Genomic DNA, 19,002 nt, shown 5'->3' with positions numbered 1-19,002 from the left:
CTTCCTCCCGTTTCGTCGGCCGTGGCCGCTGCCCGACACGTGCGCCGGACCATTGGTCGAATCCCGTTCAACGTCTGGATTCTGCAACCGTACCGACCCCCTGCCGGAGTCGGTCAAAATCCGCGTACATCATGACGGAAAACACCCGGATATGCAGTTCCCGCACGGGATTCGAGTGCCGAAAAGTGCTGCCCGGAGTACGTGTTGCTCCGCCTCGACAGTAGCGGCCGTGCGGAGCATCCGGCAGGCCCCCCGGCACCCTGCTTTACGGGTGGCCCCGAACATCCGGTTCACGATGTCCGGACCCGGTCGAAACATCGTCGACCGGTTGTCAGTGAGGGACATGTCTGACACAATGGCGGCGTTGGGTGTCTAAGACGCAGACACACACGACCACTGCCGTGCAACCTTTGCCGGTTACGCACGGTGGCGAATGTTAGCCCTTCGAACAGGTCGTCTGGTGTGGTTCCCGTGCGTCTGCCCTCGTTGATTCTCTCTTCTCTCCTTTTCACCCCACGGGGGCTCTGCGCGCCCGTTCTCCGGGTCGCTTCGCATTCACCGCCGAGCGCCCTCCTTCGGCGTACCCGCCGTCGGTTCCGCTCCAGGTGAACCGTTCGTCCCCTGAACCATCCGCCCGCCCTGGGGACTCCGACCCCGCTCCGGAGTCCCCCGGGCACCTCGACGGACACCCGCTCGTGTCCAAGGAGCTCAGTCCAGTGAAGATCGCGATCATCGCCGAACACGCCAACCCCCTCCCCGCCCACCGGGGCGAACCGGCCTGCCCCGCGAGCCTGCACCTGTGCGCCCTCTCCCGACAACTCGCCAAGCGCGGCCACAAGGTGGCCGTCTACGTCCGCCGCAGCGACCCGGAGCAGCCCGAGGGCCGCACCCGGATGGCGCGCGGCGTCTCCGTGACCCATCTCGACGCGGGGCCCGCCAGGCCGCTGTCCGAGGACGAGCACGCCGAGCACACGGGCGTCTTCGGGACGGCCCTCGCCGCCGTCCTCGACGAGGACCGTCCCGACGTCCTGCACGCCATCGGCTGGACCAGCGGCCTGGCCGCCCTGCACGCCCAGGCGCACAGCGAACGCGACCAGAGCGCGATCCCCCTGGTGCAGACCTTCCACTCGCTCAACGCCGCGGAGCAGCGCTCCGGGCTCGACCGGGCCCCCCAGCGCGCCCGCATGGAGTCGATCCTGGCCGGTCGTGCCGATCGGGTCCTGGTGGGGTCCACCGACCAACAGGGCGAACTGGCCCGGCTGGGGGTCCCCCGGCACCACGTGAGCGTCGTGCCCTTCGGTGTGGACACCGAGCACTTCACGATGGAGGGCGGGGTGTCCTCCGAGCACTGGCGCGCCGCCCGCGGCGAGCGCCCCCGTCTGGTCTCGGTCACCTCCCTGGACCCCAGCGGCGGCGCCGACCGCCTCGTGGACTCCCTGCTGCGGCTGCCCGAGGCCGAGCTGCTCCTGGTCTCCACCTCCGAACGGAAGGACGTCTCCCTCGACGAGGACGCCCTTCGCGTCCAGCTCCGGGCCAAGGAGGCGGGCGTCGACGATCGCCTGCACCTGGTCGGCCCGGTGGAGCGCAAGGAACTCCCGCGCCTCCTGCGCTCGGCGGACGTGTACGTGTCCGCCGCCTCCTACGACCCCTACGGCGGGGCCGTGCTGGAGGCCATGGCGTGCGGCCTGCCCGTGGTGGCCAAGGCGACCGGGGCGATCCTCGGCGCCGTCCTGCACCGCACCAGCGGCGTGCTGATGCGGTTCGGCCACCCCGACGAGGTCGCGCGTTCCGTGCGCGCCGTGCTCGGCGCCACCACGATGAGCTCCGCGTACGGCATCGCCGCGGTGGACCGAGCCCGCTCCCGGTTCACCTGGCAGCGGATCGCGATCGAGACCGAGATCGCCTATGAGCGCGCCCGGCCCCAACAGGCCGGACGCGACGAACTCGATGAGGAGACGGACGGCCTCGTGCTGTCCGGGGCCACGCGCTGACCCTCGTGGATCTCCTCCGCGTCCCTGTCGGAGGCCCCCCGGTGGGAACACCGGGGGGCGCACCGGGTACACCTCGGAGGGTGGCGCCCGGGACCGGGCGCCGTGACACCCGACCCGGGCACCGTCCCGCCGACCACGGATCCATGACCTTCGAACATCAGGGCCTGATCTTCCGCCACGACCGGTGGCCCGACGAAAGGGTCACCGGGACGCTGCGCGCCGCGTTGGACGCGGACCTGTACACCGTTCTCGCGGTGTCGGACGAACGCGTCGACGGGCTCGTGTCCGCTCTGTCGGAGGCCGAGGGCGCGCGCGTGCGCGTCGTGGAGCGCGAACGCCTCTACGCCTCCCCCGGCCGTGCCCTGGCGTCGTTGCACCGGTTGGCGGCGAACCGGTCCGACGAGCCGGTCCTGGTCGTCGCGGAGCCGCCGTCGCCGCCCGAGGGCTCCCTGGAGGCCCGCGAATGGCGACGCTGGGAGTCGGTGCTGTGCACGGCGCTGGCGCCGACGCGGATGCGCCTGATGTGCGTGCACGACGAGCGGTCCCTGTCGGCGCGCGAGCGGGCGGCGGTGATCGCCACCCACCCGATGCTCGTCGGCGCCGACGGCCCCTACCCGAACCCGTCCTACCTGGGCGCCGCCGCGTTCGGGGCCCGGCCCGCCGCGCCCGAACCGCTCGCGGTGAAGGGCCCCGTCCACCGGTTGGAGATCGGCCCGTCGCTGCCGCGGCTGCGCCGCGAGCTGACCGCCCTGGTCGAGGCGGCCGGACTGCCCTTCGAACAGGTGGAGCGAATGGTGACGGCGGTCAACGAGTTGGCCGCGAACGTGCTGGAGCACGGCGCGGGCAAGGGCGGCGTGCACGTGTGGCGAGCGGCGGACCGGTGGGTGTGCGACGTGTCGGACGAGAGCGGGGGCCCGATCGACCCCTTGACCGGATACCGGCCCTCCGATGATCTGCGGCCCCGGGGTTACGGGTTGTGGATCACCCGGCAGATCTGCGACTTCCTGGAGATCAGCGGCGGTGGGGAGGGATCGCTGATGCGACTGCACTTCCTGGACCGCAGGGTGGAGGGCCTCCGGTTCGACGACGGTCGGCCGTTCAGCCCTTGAGTCCGTCGACGGCCCCGCCCACGGTCTCGATGATCGGGATGACCTGGTCGATGCCGGCGATCATGAACAGGCGCATCACCTGCCGTTGGGGTTCGGCGACCACCAGTCCGACGCCGAGGTCGCGGGCCTGCCGGTAGGCGGAGACGAGGACCCCGATGCATCGGGAGTCGCAGAAACCGACCTTGGTGAGGTCGACGACCACCCCGTGGGGCGGGTGGGACAGGATCGCGTCCAACGCCTTCGCGAGGGCCGGTGAGGTCACCGCGTCCATCTCCCCCGCGGGGGTGACGACGACGACGTCGTCCTCGCGACGGATCGAGATGTCTGATGACGTCACGCTCGCCACTCCTTGCCGCTGTCGGATCGACCCGTGCCCATCATCGCGCCTTTCGGTCACACTCGGGACTCATCGCCCGCCCGCCGACGTCGCCCTTCTCACGAACGCCCTCGGCGCGGGCCCGCCGCCCCCTCACCCCGGGTGGGCCGGGGTCACCCTCCGGAGGTCCCGGGGCGCAGCCCGGTGTTCTCGGCGACGAGGTCGCGGGCCACGTCCACGACCCTTTTGCGATTGCGCTGGGCGACCTCGCGCAGGGCCTCGAACGCGGTGTCCGCGTCGCAGCCGCGCGCGTGCATGATGATGCCCTTGGCCTGGTCGATCAGGGTGCGCGCGGACATGGCGCGGCGCATGTGCGCGCTCTGCCTGGCCTCGTCGGTGCGTCGGCCGACGTTGACCAGGGAGGCGGCCGCGTGTTCGGCGAGCACGGCGGTGAGGGGCGCGACCGCGTCGTCGTCGAAGGCGTCGGGGCGCACCGAGTGCACCCCGAAGGTGATCACCCGGTCGTTGTCCGCCCCGACCCCGGGCAGCGGGCTGGGCAGCGTGAGGGAGGAGCGGTCCCCGCACTGCACGGCCATGCTGGTGTAGCGCGGCCACCGGGTGGACTCGCGCAGGACGTCGCCGACCCGCACCTGGCGCATCTCGCGCACCGCCTCCACCGCCGGCCCCTGGTCGGTGGTGTACTGGTGCTCGAAGGCGGCGGCCAGGTCGGCATGGGAGGCCCCGTAGTCGGTGACGACGTGTCGGGGGGAGCCGTCGGACCCCTCCACCTCGCGCCAGACGACCACGAGCGCCGCCGAACATCCGGGGACGCCCTGTGCCGCCGCCCGACCCATCTGGTCGAGGGCGCGTTCGAGGGTGGTGTTCTCGCTCCGCCCCAGCGCACCGATGTCACGGGCCAGGCGCTCGATCCACACGATCCGGCCTCCTTGCTCTCCAGGACCACGGTAGCCCCGTGGCGACGCGGGGGCGCACATCCGTTAGCGTCAGGGAGGTCAAGCCGACCGCGATGACAGGGAGAGCCCGCGTGCACCTGGCGGAGCTGCAACGAGAGATCACCGCTCTGGGCGAGCGCATCGCGGCCCTGCGCGATACGCACACGATGTACCCGGACGACGGCCAGAGCACGGCCGAGGCCGCGCTCGCCGAACTGGAGTACGCCGAACGGCTGCTCGGCGAGGCCGGGGCGCAGCTGGCGCGGGCCCACGCCGAAGCGCCCGACCAGCGTCGCCAGGGCGACGACGGGGACCGGGTCCTGTTGCGGGCGATGTTCACCGAACTGAGCGTTCCCGTGGTGCTGCTCGACCACGAGGGTTACATCCGACGGATCAACAACGCCGGGGCCTCCCGGCTGGGCAGTGGTCCGGGGTACCTGACCGGGAAACCGTTCGTGCACTTCGTGGATCTGCGCCGGCGGGCGGCGATGCGGTCGTGGCTGGCGGCGGTGCTGCGCGGTGACGGCGACGCCGACCTGGAGTCGCGGCTGGCCCAGCGCGGCTGGGCCGAGGACGTGCATCTGGCCCTGACCCGGTTGGAGCTGCCCACCGAACCGAATCCGCTGGTGCTGGTGGCGATGTCGCCGCCGATGAACGGCGGCGAGGAGGAGGGTCCCGCCCCGTTGGAGCCGGAGGTGGAGGACCAGGTGGTGGTCCTGGCCGCCCGCCGGTTGGACGTGCTGACCCGGATGACACGGCTGCTGCTCCGCTCGGCCGGACCGGGCGGGGCGGGGGAACCGCTGGCGTTGGTCGACGCCGCGGAACTGCTCGCCGACTCCTACGCCGACTGGGTGATCGTGGACGTGTGCGACCTGCCCGAGGATCCGCGGGCGGCACGCCGAGCCGTGGTGGCCGCCCCCCACGACGCCACCGACGAGCAGCGGGAGGAGGTCGCCGGTGCCGCGACGGAGGACGCCGACATCCCCGGCGAGGTGCTCGGCCGGGGACAGTCACTGCTGTTCCCGTTGATCGAGGAGGAGGGCGTGCTGGGCCGCGCCTCCTCGGGCGCGCCGCTGTTGGCGATGCTCGGCGCCGGGTCGCTGCTGTCGGTTCCGTTGCGCGGCAGCCGGGGGGTGCGCGGGGCGCTCACCCTGATCCGGCGCAGCAACCGGGGCAGCTTCCGGCTCGCCGACCTCGGGTTGATCGAGGAGATCGGGGAGCACATCGGTCTGGCCCTGCCGCCCCGCCCCGAATGAACCCCGCCCCTGGGGTCCGCGCTCCGCTTCGACCGGCCCGTCGACCACCGCCGCCTCGCGGGGGCGGGCCACGGCCGACGGTCCCCTGCGACGTCTCCGCCCTCGACTCCGGGACCCCGTGTCGTCGTGATCCGCTCGGCGGGCCTCGCCGTCAGTCCTCGGGGCCGTGGAGGGTGTCGATGAGGGTGGACAGGCGGGAGAACGCCCGGTCCACCCGGCGTACCCCTTCGACCAGGGGCTGATCGGTGTCCTGGTAGGCGTCGACGATGTGACGGCGCAGTTCGGCCAGTTCCTCCCGCACCTGCCCGGACCCCTGGGCGAGCTGCTCGGCCAGCACCTTGCCGGGCTCTCCGGTCTCCTGGCCGAGGTCGCGCTGGAGGGCGCGGGCCTGTTCGCGCATCTGCGCCTTGAGCTGGTGGAGTTCGACGAACACCTCGACCTTGGAGCGCAGCACCCACGGGTCGAACGGCTTGAGCAGGAAGTCGACCGCGCGCGAGGCGTACCCGCGGAAGACCTGGTGCCGATCGATCTCCTGGGCGGTCAGGAAGATGATCGGCACGTCCTTGGTCTTCTCGCGCTGTTTGATGTGCGCGGCCGTCTCGAAGCCGTCCATCCCGGGCATGACCACGTCCAGGAGGATGACCGCGAAGTCCGTGCCCAGAAGGTGTTTGAGCGCCTCCTCCCCGGAACCGGCACGGATCAGGTTCTGATCCAGGGACGTGAGGGCCGCCTCCAACGCGATGAGGTTCTCGTCGCGGTCGTCCACGAGGAGGATGTTGGCCTTCTGGGTCACGGCGGTCACTCCAGGTCTTCGGTCGGGTCGTCGTTGCCGGTGTTCCCCTTGGGGCCGGTGTCATCCACGCGAATGATGCGGGTGCTGTCTCCTTCCGCGCCATTGTGCCGGTTTCCGGAGCCGATCGTGCCCGCGCCCCCGGGGTCCGTCGCCGATCCGGCCGCGGTCACCGCCGGGTCGGCGACGAGCCAGTGGCGCATGACGTCGAGCAGGTGGTCGAGGTCCACCGGCTTGGTGACGTAGTCGGTGGCGCCGGCCGCCAGGCTGCGTTCGCGGTCGCCCTGCATCGCCTTGGCCGTGAGCGAGATGATGGGGAGTTCGGCGAACTGGGGCATCTGCCGGATGCGCTCGGTGGTCTGGTTGCCGTCCAGGTCGGGCATCATCACGTCCATCAGGACCAGGGAGATGTCCTCGTTGGCCTCCAGCTTCGCGATGCCCTCGTGGCCGTTGTCGGCGTACAGGACCTCCAGGCCCTGGGCCTCCAGGGCGCTGGTGAGGGCGAACACGTTGCGCACGTCGTCGTCGACGATGAGGACCCTGCGCCCGGTCAGGACCGCCCGGCGTTCGGGGTCGGTGCGGGGCTCCCCGTCCCGTTCCGCCTCGGGTTCGCCACCGCTCTCCGCGACGGTCTCGATCACCTTGAGCACGGGCACGGTGGGCAGCGGCTCGACGCCCGGATCGGTCAGCGCCGCCACCGCCGCGTCGAACTCCTCCGAGGGCATCCCGAAATCCTCGTCGCGGCCCGACTCCAGGGCGGGCAGCGAGTCCAGCCCCCTGTCCTCGCCGGCGCGCTCGGCGGCGTCGTCGGGCAGGCGGACCGGCAGCAGCAGGGTGAAGGTCGACCCCTGCCGGGGCACGCTCTGCACCCGGATCTCGCCGCCGAGCAGACGGGCGAAGTTCCGGCTGATCGACAGCCCCAGCCCGGTGCCGCCGAAGCGGCGCGAGGTGCCGCCGTCGCCCTGGTGGAAGGCCTCGAAGATCACCTGGAGTTTGTCCTCGGCGATCCCGATGCCGGTGTCGGCGACGGTGAACGCGATGATCTCCTCGTTCTCGACGAACATCTCCAGGTCGGCGTCGTCGAGCGCCCACGCGGGTTCGATGAGCAGCCGCACCTCGCCCTGCGGGGTGAACTTGACCGCGTTGGACAACAGGTTGCGCAGGATCTGCTGGAGCCGCTGCTCGTCGGTCCACAGGGTGTCGGGGATGTCCGGGGAGACGTCCACCGCGAACGCCAGTCCCTGGTCGCCGGTGACCGGTCGGAACGTCGCCTCGACGTAGTCGACGAGCTGGTCGATGGAGACGTCGCTGGGCTGGACCTCGGCACGGCCCGCCTCGACCTTGGACAGGTCCAGGATCTCGTCGATGAGCAGCAGCAGGTCGCTGCCGGCCTTGTGGATGGTCTGGGCGAACTCGACCTGCTTGGGCGTGAGGTTCTGTTCGGCGTTGTCGGCGAGCAGCCTGGCCAGGATGAGCAGGCTGTTGAGCGGCGTGCGCAGCTCGTGCGACATGTTCGCCAGGAACTCCGACTTGTACTTGGAGGAGACCTGGAGCTGGTGGGCGCGCTCCTCCAGGGCGTTGCGGGACCGCTGGATCTGCTGGTTCTGGAGTTCGATCGCCCGGTTCTGGTTGGCCAGCTGGGTGGCCTTCTGGCGCAGTTCGGCGTTCTTGTTGCGCAGCTCCTCCTGCTGGCGCTGGAGCTCGTTGGAGCGCTCGCGCAGCTGGTTGGTGAGCTGCTGGGACTGTTCGAGGAGGTCCTCGGTGCGCTTGTTGGCCAGGATCGTGTTGATCGTGGTGCCCAGCAGGGAGACCAGCTGGCGCAGGAAGTTCTTGTGGATCTCCCGGAACTCGTCGAAGGAGGCGAACTCCAGGACTCCCAGGGCCCGCTCCTCGGACAGGATCGGCAGGATGTACAGGTGGCGCGGTTGGGCGCCGCCCAGGCCGGAGGAGATGGTGACGTACCCCTCGGGGAGGTTCCCGACCTGGAACTCGGCCTGCTGGGCCAGCGCCTCCCCGGCCAGGCCCACGCCCTTGCGGACGCGGCTGCGTTCCTCCTGCGGGTCGAACCCGAACCCGGAGTAGAGGAGGAACACCTCCTCGTCGTCCATGTCCTCGGGCAGGTAGCAGGCGCCGTGCTGGGCGTCCATGAGCGGCGTCACCTCGTTCATGATGAGGCGTGCCAGCTCGTGCAGGTCGCGGTGTCCCTGGATGTGCCCGGAGATGCGGGCCAGGTTGGACTTGAGCCAGTCGGCGTCGCGCTGGGTGGCGGTGGTCTCGCGCAGGTTGGACACCATCAGGTTGATGTTGTCCTTGAGCTGTTCCATCTCACCGCGGGCGTCGACCTGGATGTTGCGGGTCAGGTCGCCCTTGGCGACGGCGTTGGCGACCTCGGCGATGGCGCGCACCTGCGTGGTGAGGTTTCCGGCCAGGCCGTTCACACTGTCGGTGAGCTGCTTCCAGGTGCCGGAGACCCCCTCGACCTTGGCCTGGCCGCCCAGCTGCCCCTGGCTGCCCACCTCGTGGGCGACGCGGGTGACCTCGGTGGCGAACGCCGACAGCTGGTCCACCATCGTGTTGACCGTCGTCTTCACCTCCAGGATCTCGCCCTGGGCGTTGACGTCGATCTTCTTGGTGAGGTCACCGGCGGCGACCGCGGTGGTGACCTCGGAGATGTTGCGCACCTGGGTGGTGAGGTTGTGCGACATCGAGTTGACGTTCTCGGTGAGGTCGTTCCAGATGCCCGAGACGCCCTTGACGTCGGCGCGACCGCCCAGCTTGCCCTCGGTCCCCACCTCACGGGCCACCCGGGTCACCTCGTCGGCGAACGCCGACAGCTGGTCGACCATCACGTTGATGGTCTCCTTGAGCTCCAGGATCTCGCCCTTGGCGTTGACCGTGACCTTCTTGGTCAGGTCGCCCGCCGCGACGGCGCGCGTGACCATGGAGATCTGCCGTACCTGGTAGGTGAGGTTGTTGGCCATGGAGTTGACGTTGTCGGTGAGGTCCTTCCAGACCCCGGAGACGTCGCGGACATGGGCCTGTCCGGCCAGCTTGCCCTCGGTGCCCACCTCGCGGGCCACCCGGGTCACCTCGTCGGCGAACGCCGACAGCTGGTCCACCATCTTGTTGATGGTGTCCTTCAGCTCCAGCATCTCGCCCTGGGCGTCCACGGTGATCTTCTTGGTGAGGTCACCGGCGGCCACCGCCGTCGTCACCTGCGAGATGTTGCGCACCTGATAGGTGAGGCTGTTGGCCATCGAGTTGACGTTGTCGGTGAGGTCCTTCCAGATGCCCGAGACGCCCTTGACGTTCGCGCGACCGCCCAGCTTGCCCTCGGTGCCCACCTCACGGGCCACCCGGGTCACCTCGTCGGCGAAGGAGTCGAGCTGGTCGACCATGGTGTTCACGGTGTTCTTCAGGGCGAGCATCTCGCCCTGCACGTCGACCTGGACCTTCTGGGTCAGGTCGCCGCGGGCCACCGCCGTCGTCACCTGGGAGATGTCCCGCACCTGGTTGGTGAGGTTGTCCGCCATGGAGTTGACGTTGTCGGTCAGGTCCTTCCAGATGCCCTGGACACCGCGCACGTTGGCGAGACCGCCCAGCTTGCCCTCGGTGCCCACCTCGCGGGCCACCCGGGTCACCTCGTCACCGAACGTGGAGAGCTGGTCCACCATCGTGTTGACGGTGTCCTTCAGCTCCAGCATCTCGCCCTGGACGTCGATGGTGATCTTCTTGCTCAGATCGCCGCGGGCGACCGCGGTGGTGACCTCGGAGATGTCGCGCACCTGGAGGGTGAGCCGGGAGGCCATCTGGTTGACCGCCTCGGTCACCTCGCGCCAGGCGCCGGAGACGCCCTCGACCCGGGCGCTGCCGCCCAGTTTGCCCTCGGTGCCCACCTCGCGGGCCACCCGGGTGACCTCCTGGGTGAAGCCGCTCATCTGGTCGGCCATCCGGTTCACGGTGGTGGCCAGGCGCAGCAGGTCGCCCTTGAGCTCGCCGCGCCGCCCCTGGGTGGAGGCGCGCAGGGTCAGTTGGCCCTCGGCGACCGCGTCCAGGACCCTGGCCACCTCGGTGACGGGTTCGGCGACCTCGTCCAGCAGGGTGTTGAGGGCGGTGGCGCTCTCGGCCCACGCGCCCCGGGAGGGGTTGACGTTGATGCGCTCGTTGAGGCGACCCTCGTTGCGGACGACCCCGCCGACGCGCTTGAGTTCGCTGCTGAGCTGTTCGCTGTGGTCGACCACCTCGTTGAACACCGAGGCGATCTCCCTGATCGTGCCGCTGCCGCGTTTGCGCAAGCGCACACTGAAGTCCCCGTCGCGCATCCGGTAGAGCGCGCGCAGGATCTCGTCCAGCTGGTCGTCGGCCACTTCACCGACCGCCTCGGGCATCGAACCCCTCCTCCGTGACCGTGCCATCGATCACCACCGGGCTGTGCGGACGTGTCGACTCACACTAACCGCCCGCGCCGACCGGCACAGGTGGGTCCGGCATGTCGATTCCCTCTGTCGACCCGCCCCGTCCCGGGGCCGTACGGACCGGACCGGTCCCCCGGGTCCGCGTATCGTGTCAGTGTCCACACCTCTCCCGAGTCCGTATCCAGATGAAGGACCCGACGGTTTGCCGGCACATGACACCTTGAAGGTCGCTCGACGAGAGTTCCCGCCCGCGCCCGAGACGGCGGCGGGGGCCCGCGAGTTCGTCCACGACACCCTGCTGTCCTGGGGTGTGCCCGACCCGTTCGACGACGTGATCCTGTTGGTCAGCGAACTGGTCACCAACGCGGTCATCCACGCCCGCTCGCCCCTGGAGGTGACGGTGCGCCGCCTGGAGGGGGCCACCGAGGTGATGGTGAGCGACACGGCCCCCGAGAGAGCGGTCCCCCAGGCGGGTCCGCTGTCCGTGGACACCTCCCCCTCCCGCGGCGATGAACGCAGCGGCGGTCTGGGGTTGGCCCTGGCATCGGCGATCGCGTCGAGTTGGGGGGTGAGCTACGGGCGCGACGACAAGGCGGTGTGGTTCCGCATCGACGACGCCGGCGACGGAGTCGCGTCGCTGGAGGCACCGACCGTGCCGCGCCGCTCCCCGAACCGGACCGCCCGGCCCACGCCCTGGTCGTCGCTGGACGCCGCACTGGGCTCCCGGTTGTCCCTGCCCCAGTTGTTGGAGCGGACGGTGGAGTACTCCGCCACCGCGCTGGGCGGTGACGCCGCCTACATCGCCCTGGCCACCTCCGACGAGACCATGTGGGAGGTGCGCGCGGCCGTGGGACTCACCTCCGGCGGCGCGCACTGGCGACCGTTGCGCATCCGCACCGAGGAGGCGTTCCCGTCGGCGGCGCCGGAGGCGGGCGCGATGATCAACGACGACCTGATGATCGCGCGCGCCCACCGGGGCCGGTTGTCGCGCGCCGGGATGCGGTCGCTGGTGACGGCGCCGCTCATCGTCGACGGCCGGGTCACCGGTCTGCTCGGGGTGGCGTCGCGTCGGGCCCGGCACTTCGCCCCGGCCGCCGCCCGGCGCCTCCAGGAGGGCGCCGACCTCATCGCGCTGCCCGTGGAACGCGCGCGCCTGGCCGAGGTGGAGCTCAGCCGACGGGCCTCGCTCAGTTTCCTGGCCGAGGCCAGCGACCTGCTGGCGGGCACGTTGGACGAGCGGATGACGGGGGCGCTGGCCGCCCAGTTGATCACGTCGCGGCTGGGCCGCTGGTGCGCCATCCACACCATCAACGAGCTGGGCGTGTCGCGGCTGACCCACGTCATGCACGGCAACGAGAACTACAACGACGTGCTGCGCGAACTGCTGTCGGGGGCGCCGCCGCGCGAGCAGCGCGACCCCCGGCCGTTGTGGGGTCCGACCGATCTGGGCGAGGGGGAGATCGACGACGGTCTGGTGCGCGAACTGGTGCGCGGGCCGGCGATCAGCATCCCGCTCGTGGCGCACGGGCGCGAGCTGGGCCGGATGACCATCGGCAAGAACGAGTCGGACGACTTCACCCGGGAGGAGGTGGACGTCTCCGACGACCTGAGCCGCCGGGTGGCGTCGGCGATGGAGAACGCCCGTCTGCACGAGCGGCAGGCGGCGATGAGCGTGGCGTTGCAGCGCAGTCTGCTGCCCGCCAGGGAGAAGGAACCGGTCATCCCGGACGTGGACCACGCGGTGTTCTACCGTCCGGCGGACGAGAAGAACGTGGTCGGCGGCGACTTCTACGACGTGTTCGCGGCCAGCGGCCGGTGGTGCTTCGCCATCGGCGACGTGTGCGGGACCGGCCCGGAGGCGGCGGCGGTGACGGGTCTGGCCCGGCACACGCTGCGCGCGCTGGCCAAGGAGGGGTTCACGCCCTCGCACATCATGCAACGGCTGAACATGGCGATCCTGGACGAGAACACCTCGACCCGGTTCCTGACGATGCTGTACGGGGAGATGACCCCGGCGACCGACGGCGGGGGCGGGATGCGAGTGCGCATGGTGTGCGCCGGGCATCCGCTGCCGTTGCGGTTGAGCCCCAAGGGCGGGGTGGAGCAGTTCGGCGCCTCGCAGCCGCTGCTGGGGGCGTTCGAGGACGTCGGTTTCACCACCGAGAACGTGGACATCCGTCCCGGCGAGGTGGTGCTGGCGGTGACCGACGGGGTGACGGAGCGGCGCAGCAACTCCGACATGCTCGGGGACACGGGCCTGGAGAGGATCTTCTCCGGCTGCGCCGGGCTGTCGGCGCAGGCCGTGATCAGCCGGATCGACCGGGAGCTGGAGGAGTACGCCCCGGGCGGCCACACCGACGACACCGCGATGCTGGTGCTGCGCTTCCTCTGACACCGGGACACGGCCCCGCGAGGGCTTCCGCGGGGTTCCGGGGGTCGGCGGAGCGGAGGCTCGGCGAAGAGGTGCCGCCGGGTCAGAGCCAGCCCATGTCCTGGGCGGTGCGGATGGCGGCCATGCGGTTGGCGGCTCCGGTCTTGCCGATGGCGTTGGACAGGTAGTTGCGGACGGTGCCCTCGGTGAGGTGGAGGGTCGCGGCGATACGGGCGACCGTGGCGCCGTCGGCGGCGGCGCGCAGCACCTCGGTCTCGCGGTCGGTGAGGGGGCTCTCGCCGCCGACCATGGCGGCGGCGGCCAGGTCGGTGTCGATGTAGCGTCCGCCGCCGTGGACGCGGCGGACGGCACCGGCGAGCTGTTCGACGGGCGCGTCCTTGGCGAGGAATCCGCGGGCCCCGGCGGACAGGGCGCGGCGCAGGTAGCCCGGGCGGCCGAAGCTGGTGAGGATGACGACGCCGCAGGCCGGTACGGCCTCCTTGAGACGGGCGGCGACCTCCAGGCCGGTGGCGCCGGGCATCTCGATGTCCAGGACGGCGACGTCGGCGGCGTGTTCCCGGACCGCGTCCACGACGAGGTCGCCGCGCCCGACCTCGGCCACCACCTCCAGGTCGTCCTCCAGGCCGAGGAGGGCGGCGATGGCCCCCCGGACCAGATGCTCGTCATCGGCCAGCACGATCTTGATCAAGGTCGGCCCTTCGGTCTGTGTCGGTTCGGTCGCGGCGCGATAGTGTTCCGGACATCTAGGTGCATAGAACACGTAGAGCATCGATACGGACAGTGGTCTCCGAGCGCCCGCTCTTCGGAGGAGAACAGACTCGAAACCCTGGTATATCGGGCTCTCACCCTGTTCTAACCCATGCGCCGCATGATGGAGCACATCGATCGGAACATCGTCCCGTCAGTCGGAGGATGAGTTGAACCCCAACGAACCCACACCAGGTAACGAGCCCGAAGCCGTGGCCGGGGACGCCCACCCCGCGACCGGCGCCGCCGGGCCCGCGGGGGGCGTCTCCGACGGATACGGGTCCACCGTTCCCCGCGACACCCCCTCTCAGAACGCGGTGCCCTCCGACGGCCGGGACGCGGGGGCTCCCGGCCCGTCGGAGGGCACCGGACCCCGGTTCGCCCCGCACGATCAGCCGCCGCACTGGGCGACGGGTCCCAACGAGGCCGACAGGGTCGCCTTCTCCTTCCCGCCCGAGGGCGGTGAGGGCCCGCGACCGGCCGGCCCGGGGCCGGTCCCCGGCGGGGTACCGTACGCGACCGCGCAGGGCGGCGCCTTCGGCGCGATGCCGGGGGCACCCGGCGGCCCACAGGGTCCGGGTCCGCAAGGCCCGCAGGGTCCGCAGGGACGGGGACCGCAGGGACCCCAGGGACCCCAGGGGCCCCAGGGGCCCTTCGGCGGCCCGTTCCAGCCGCCCGGCGGTCGGCCGCCGTACGGCCCTCACCCGCACGCCGTCCCGGCCGGTCCGCCGCCGGAACGCAAGCGGGGTTCGGGCCGGATCGTGGGAGTGGCCGCGGCCACGGCCCTGGTCACCAGCCTGATCGTGGGGCCGGCCGCCGCGCTGGGCACCGCCCATCTCTTCCCCGACGGCCTGAGCGGCCCGGTCAGCTCCCTCGGCGGCGAGCAGGGCGGGACCGCCACCGAGGGCGAGGTCGGCGAGGTCGCCGAGAAGGTCCTGCCGAGCGTGGTGTCCATCCAGACCGCCAACGGCGGCGGCAGCGGTGTCGTCATCTCCTCCGACGGACAGATCCTCACGAACGCGCACGTGGTGGACGCCGCCCAGGGCGGGGTCCTGGAGGTGCTGTTCAACGACGGGACCGCCGCGTCCGCCGAGGTCCTGGGGTCGGACCCGGTGTCCGACATCGCCGTCATCCAGACCCAGGGGAAGAACGACCTGCAGCCCGCCGTACTGGGCGACTCCGATCAGATCGGGGTGGGTGCCGACGTCGTCGCGATCGGTTCACCGCTGGGTCTGCCCGGAACGGTGACCACGGGCGTGGTCAGCGCCCTGAACCGGCCGGTCAACACGGGGGCGACCGAGAGCGGCAACGGGCAGACCTCCACGGTGATCAACGCGATCCAGACCGACGCGGCGATCAACCCGGGCAACTCGGGCGGCCCGCTGGTGAACATGGCGGGCGAGGTGATCGGCATCAACACCGCGATCGCCGGGCTCTCCCAGGAGAGCGGCTCGGTGGGTCTGGGGTTCGCCATCCCGGTCAACCAGGCCAAGCCCATCGCCGAGCAATTGGTCACCGAGGGCAGCGCGAGCTACCCGGCGATCGAGGCGACCATCACCGGCGGCCGGGACGGCGGGGCGACCATCGTCGACGTGACGGAGGGCGGCGCCGCGGACGAGGCGGGGTTGGGCAAGGACGACGTGATCGTGTCGATCGACGGCACCCCGATCACCGCGCCGGACCAGCTGATCGCGGAGATCCGTTCGCACCGTCCGGGGGACCAGATCACCCTGGGGGTGCGGGCCGGCGGCGCCGGTTCGGTACGGGACGTGACCGTGACGCTCGGCGAGCAGAGCGCGGCGTCCGTGGAGGACGAGGCCGAGGAGGACTGACCTCGGGGACCCCGGGAGGGGAACCGGGAACGAGGTCACCGGGGGGCGGGGTCGCGGACGCGGCCCCGCCCCCGTCGTGCGGGTGGAAGGTGGGGGTGGCACCACCGTCGGGGCGTGGTGGACACCGGCGCACGTGGGGGTGCCACCCCTCTGGCCCCGTTCCGCGAACGGGAATAGCGTCCTCGTGACGGCTCCGACGGCGACGAAGTCACCGGTCGACAACAGAACGGTGCGCCAGAGTACACGAATGGTCACACAGGGTATCGTTCCCCGCGTCGTGTGCTACCTGGCCGGTCGCCACACCGTCACCCGGAGGTCGGCGATGGTCAACGCGGGTGCTCCACACTCGTGCGTACACGGCGACCCGACGCGCACCGGCTCAGGAGACACCCCGATATGACCACCTCGTTCCTTCCCGAATCACCACCGGCGGCCGAGGTACTGACGGCCGCTCCCGACGACCGTACGACCGTGCTCATCGGTACGGACACCTACCCGCCCGACGTCAACGGGGCCGCCTACTTCACCGCCCGGCTGGCCCGGGGCCTGGTCGCACGCGGGGTGAGGGTGCACGTGGTGTGCGCCTCCCCGAACGGGCGCCCGCACGTCGTCGAACGCGACGGGGTCGTCGAGCACCGGTTGCGGTCGATGTCGTCCCTGGTCCACGAGAGCGTGCGGCTGGCCCTGCCGGTGGGGGTCCGCGGACACCTCGACCGGCTGCTGGAGCGGCTGCGTCCGGACGCCGTCCACATCCAGAACCACTTCCTCATCGGTCGGGTGCTGGCGGGCGCGGCCCGTGCGCACGGCATCCCCGTGGTGGCCACGAACCACTTCATGCCGGAGAACCTCTTCGACTACGTGCACGTCCCGGCACCGTTGCGCCCCCACGCCGCCCGGCTGGCCTGGCGGGACCTGGGCGCGGTGCTGTCCCGGGTGGACCACGTCACCACGCCGACCCCGGCGGCCGCCCGGCTGCTGTGGGAACAGGGGTTCGGCCGACCTGTGGAGCCGGTCTCGTGCGGGATCGACCTGGTGCGGTTCCGGCCCGCACCGGACGACGTCGAGGGGCGGCGGCGCATCCGGGCCAGGCTGGGCGTCCCCGACCGGACGACGATGCTGTTCGTGGGGCGGCTGGACGAGGAGAAGCGGGCGGACGAGCTGATCCGGGCGGTGGCGCGCACCTCCGGAGGGGTCCAGTTGGTGCTGGCCGGGCACGGCGCCTACCGCACGAGACTGGAGGAGCTGGCCGTCGCCGAGGGGGTCGCCGACCGGGTGGTGTTCCTGGGGTTCGTCTCCCACGAGGACCTGCCGGACGTGTACCGGGCGGCCGACGTGTTCACCATCGCGGGCATCGCCGAACTCCAGAGCATCGCCACCTTGGAGGCGATGGCCTCGGGGCTGCCGGTGGTGGCGGCGGACGCCATGGCCCTGCCCCACCTGGTGGAGGTGGGCGTCAACGGGTACCTGTACCGGCCGGGCTCCCCCGAGGAACTGGCGGGCCGGGTCGACGAGGTGGTGGCCGACGAGTCGCGGCGGCGGGCCATGGGCGCGCGCAGTCGGGAGATGTCCCTGCCCCACCGTCTGGAGCACTCCCTCGCCAGGTTCGAACGGATCTATCGGGAGGCGGCGGCGGAGGGCGTGGCACCGCCCGTCGGCGGGTTCTCCCACCGGTGATGGACCGCGTTTCCTCGCACCTCCGCTCGGGTTCGTGCGAGACAGCCCGAAGGGCGCAGGTTCCCTAGGCGGGCCCGTCCGAGGGCGGATCGGCGGGGGTGATCTCGGGGAGGGTGAACCCGATGACGGCGCCTCCGCCCTCCCGGTTGCGGGCGAACACCTCCCCGTCGTGGGCGCGGGCGATCTCCCGGACCATGGACAGGCCCAGCCCGGATCCGGGCAGTCCGCGTGCGGAGGTGGCGCGGTAGAAGCGTTCGAAGACCCGGCCGGCCTCCTCGGGATCGATGCCCGGCCCCCGGTCCAGGACCTCGACGGTGCCGCGCCGGATCCGGATCTCGATGGGCGCGGTGCCGTCCGGGTCGAACTTGGCGGAGTTCTCCACCGGGTTGGCCATGGCGCGCTCCAGCGCCCCGGGGCGCCCGTGGACGGCGCTGTCGTCGGCGTCGACGACGATCTCGCGGCCGGTCCGCCGCCGGGTGCGCGCGGCGACCTTCTCCGCGACGTCGGCCAACACCACGCGGGAGGGGGTCTCGTCCTCGTGGTCGCCGGTGGCCAACCCGACCAGTTCGTTGACCAGGGACGTCAGCTCCCGGGTCTCCCCGCGCAGGTCCTCGATGAGGCTGCCCCTGGCCTCCGGGGTGAGCCGGTCGGCCCGGCCCAGGACCTGGATGTTGGTGTACAGGCTGGTCAGCGGGGTGCGCAGCTCGTGGGCGGCGTCCTGGACCAGCCGTCGCTGTTCCTCCTGGGAACGGGCCAGACGGGCCAGCATCGCGTTGAAGGCGTCGCCGAGCCGACCCACCTCGTCATGCCCGGCCTCCCCCACCGGTGTGTCCGGGCGCCCGGCGAGCGGGTCGAGCCGACCGGTGGAGCTGACGTACTCGGCGGCGTCGGTGAGACGGGCCAGCCGGCCCGTGGTGCGGTGGCCGATGAGCCACCCGACGCAGGCCGCGCCCAGGGCGACCAGCACGCCCACCCACAGGATCTGGGTGGCGAGCCGACCGAGCATCCGCTCGGTGGGCGACATCTGCTGGATGACCTGGAGGGCCCCCGCGCCGTCGCCCAGGGACACCGTCGCCACCCGGTAGGCCTGGCCCTGCACGGTCTGTTCGCGGGTGAGGGCCTCACCCGGCTCACCGGCGGTCGCGAGTTCCATGTCCTCGGCGGTCGGCGCGAAGAGCGCCACCTCGGAGGCTCCGTCGGCGACGGCGACCTGACGGCGGCCGTCCGGGAGGATGTGGTGGATCTGGAGGTCCTTGCCCGCCAGGACCGGCCCCCGGTCCGAGGAGAGCGTGCCGTCCTGGTTCTCGTACAGGGAGACGATCTGGTCGGACAGTGCGGTGACGACCCGGCTGAAGTCCTCACGCGCGTCGGCGCGGATGAGCGCGGCCGCCGTGGTGTAGGCCAGGGTGCCGACCAGGGCGATGGTGACCGCGACGACCAGTGCGAACATCACGGCGAAACGGGTGCCCAGGCGCCATCCGCTCGGGTGGAACAGCACGCCGCCCCGGATGCGCTCGTCCGACACGG

General features: G+C 71.4%; 12 protein-coding genes. 6 read left to right on the top strand and 6 right to left on the bottom strand.

The window, feature by feature from the left end; genetic code table 11:
* Positions 1 to 716 precede the first annotated feature (716 nt).
* On the top strand, positions 717 to 1,991 hold the full coding sequence (locus PWG71_RS23715; RefSeq protein WP_274812181.1) for a glycosyltransferase: 1,275 nt from the start codon (positions 717 to 719) through the stop codon (positions 1,989 to 1,991).
* Positions 1,992 to 2,134: 143 nt separating this feature from the next.
* Positions 2,135 to 3,100: an anti-sigma factor RsbA family regulatory protein gene (locus PWG71_RS23710; protein WP_274812180.1), complete on the top strand. Its 966-nt coding sequence runs from the start codon at positions 2,135 to 2,137 to the stop codon at positions 3,098 to 3,100.
* Here the strand turns inward: PWG71_RS23710 and PWG71_RS23705 are convergent.
* Together PWG71_RS23705 and PWG71_RS23700 are read right to left on the bottom strand one after the other, a co-directional pair.
* Positions 3,090 to 3,437 carry an STAS domain-containing protein gene (locus tag PWG71_RS23705; protein ID WP_274812179.1) on the bottom strand — a complete coding sequence of 116 codons (348 nt, stop codon included), beginning with the start codon at positions 3,435 to 3,437 and terminating at the stop codon, positions 3,090 to 3,092. The two genes, PWG71_RS23710 and PWG71_RS23705, sit on opposite strands and share 11 nt — an antisense overlap.
* Positions 3,438 to 3,589: 152 nt before the next feature.
* Positions 3,590 to 4,351 carry a GAF and ANTAR domain-containing protein gene (locus PWG71_RS23700; RefSeq protein WP_274812178.1) on the bottom strand — a complete coding sequence of 254 codons (762 nt, stop codon included), beginning with the start codon at positions 4,349 to 4,351 and terminating at the stop codon, positions 3,590 to 3,592.
* Between the two features lie 185 nt (positions 4,352 to 4,536).
* On the opposite strand from PWG71_RS23700, the gene PWG71_RS23695 reads away from it, so the two are divergent.
* Positions 4,537 to 5,625: a GAF domain-containing protein gene (locus tag PWG71_RS23695; RefSeq protein WP_274812214.1), complete on the top strand. Its 1,089-nt coding sequence runs from the start codon at positions 4,537 to 4,539 to the stop codon at positions 5,623 to 5,625.
* Positions 5,626 to 5,776: 151 nt separating this feature from the next.
* Here PWG71_RS23695 and PWG71_RS23690 read toward each other — a convergent pair whose 3' ends face one another.
* On the bottom strand, positions 5,777 to 6,418 hold the full coding sequence (locus tag PWG71_RS23690) for a response regulator (protein WP_274812213.1): 642 nt from the start codon (positions 6,416 to 6,418) through the stop codon (positions 5,777 to 5,779).
* Between the two features lie 5 nt (positions 6,419 to 6,423).
* Entirely contained in the window at positions 6,424 to 10,803 is a 4,380-nt protein-coding gene (locus PWG71_RS23685) for a HAMP domain-containing protein (protein WP_274812177.1), read from the bottom strand.
* A gap of 247 nt (positions 10,804 to 11,050) precedes the next feature.
* Here PWG71_RS23685 and PWG71_RS23680 point away from each other — a divergent pair, with 247 nt between their 5' ends.
* Positions 11,051 to 13,222 (top strand): SpoIIE family protein phosphatase, encoded by a 2,172-nt coding sequence (locus PWG71_RS23680; RefSeq protein WP_274812175.1) that lies wholly within the window; start codon positions 11,051 to 11,053, stop codon positions 13,220 to 13,222.
* Positions 13,223 to 13,304: 82 nt separating this feature from the next.
* Here PWG71_RS23680 and PWG71_RS23675 read toward each other — a convergent pair whose 3' ends face one another.
* Positions 13,305 to 13,910 carry a response regulator transcription factor gene (locus PWG71_RS23675; RefSeq protein WP_274812174.1) on the bottom strand — a complete coding sequence of 202 codons (606 nt, stop codon included), beginning with the start codon at positions 13,908 to 13,910 and terminating at the stop codon, positions 13,305 to 13,307.
* A 229-nt stretch (positions 13,911 to 14,139) separates the two neighbouring features.
* On the opposite strand from PWG71_RS23675, the gene PWG71_RS23670 reads away from it, so the two are divergent.
* On the top strand, positions 14,140 to 15,801 hold the full coding sequence (locus tag PWG71_RS23670; protein WP_274812173.1) for a S1C family serine protease: 1,662 nt from the start codon (positions 14,140 to 14,142) through the stop codon (positions 15,799 to 15,801).
* 396 nt (positions 15,802 to 16,197) lie between these two features.
* Positions 16,198 to 17,475 (top strand): glycosyltransferase, encoded by a 1,278-nt coding sequence (locus PWG71_RS23665; RefSeq protein ID WP_274812172.1) that lies wholly within the window; start codon positions 16,198 to 16,200, stop codon positions 17,473 to 17,475.
* Positions 17,476 to 17,539: 64 nt separating this feature from the next.
* Here the strand turns inward: PWG71_RS23665 and PWG71_RS23660 are convergent, their stop codons facing one another.
* Complete coding sequence (locus PWG71_RS23660; protein WP_274812171.1) at positions 17,540 to 19,000, bottom strand: sensor histidine kinase; 1,461 nt, start codon at positions 18,998 to 19,000, stop codon at positions 17,540 to 17,542.
* Positions 19,001 to 19,002 lie beyond the last annotated feature (2 nt).

The organism is Nocardiopsis sp. N85 (assembly GCF_028882275.1).
In the GTDB taxonomy this organism is placed as follows: Bacteria; Actinomycetota; Actinomycetes; order Streptosporangiales; family Streptosporangiaceae; genus Nocardiopsis; species Nocardiopsis lambiniae.
The sequence above is the reverse complement of the archived record's forward strand: the minus strand, read 5'-3'. Positions and strand labels throughout refer to the sequence as shown.

What these genes read in the sequence shown, in the direction of transcription:
- PWG71_RS23685 (WP_274812177.1), bottom strand. Translation starts at nt 10,803, where the DNA reads ATGCCCGAGGCGGTCGGTGAAGTGGCCGACGACCAGCTGGACGAGATC.
- PWG71_RS23665 (WP_274812172.1), top strand. Translation starts at nt 16,198, where the DNA reads ATGACCACCTCGTTCCTTCCCGAATCACCACCGGCGGCCGAGGTACTG.
- PWG71_RS23710 (WP_274812180.1), top strand. Translation starts at nt 2,135, where the DNA reads ATGACCTTCGAACATCAGGGCCTGATCTTCCGCCACGACCGGTGGCCC.
- PWG71_RS23695 (WP_274812214.1), top strand. Translation starts at nt 4,537, where the DNA reads ATGTACCCGGACGACGGCCAGAGCACGGCCGAGGCCGCGCTCGCCGAA.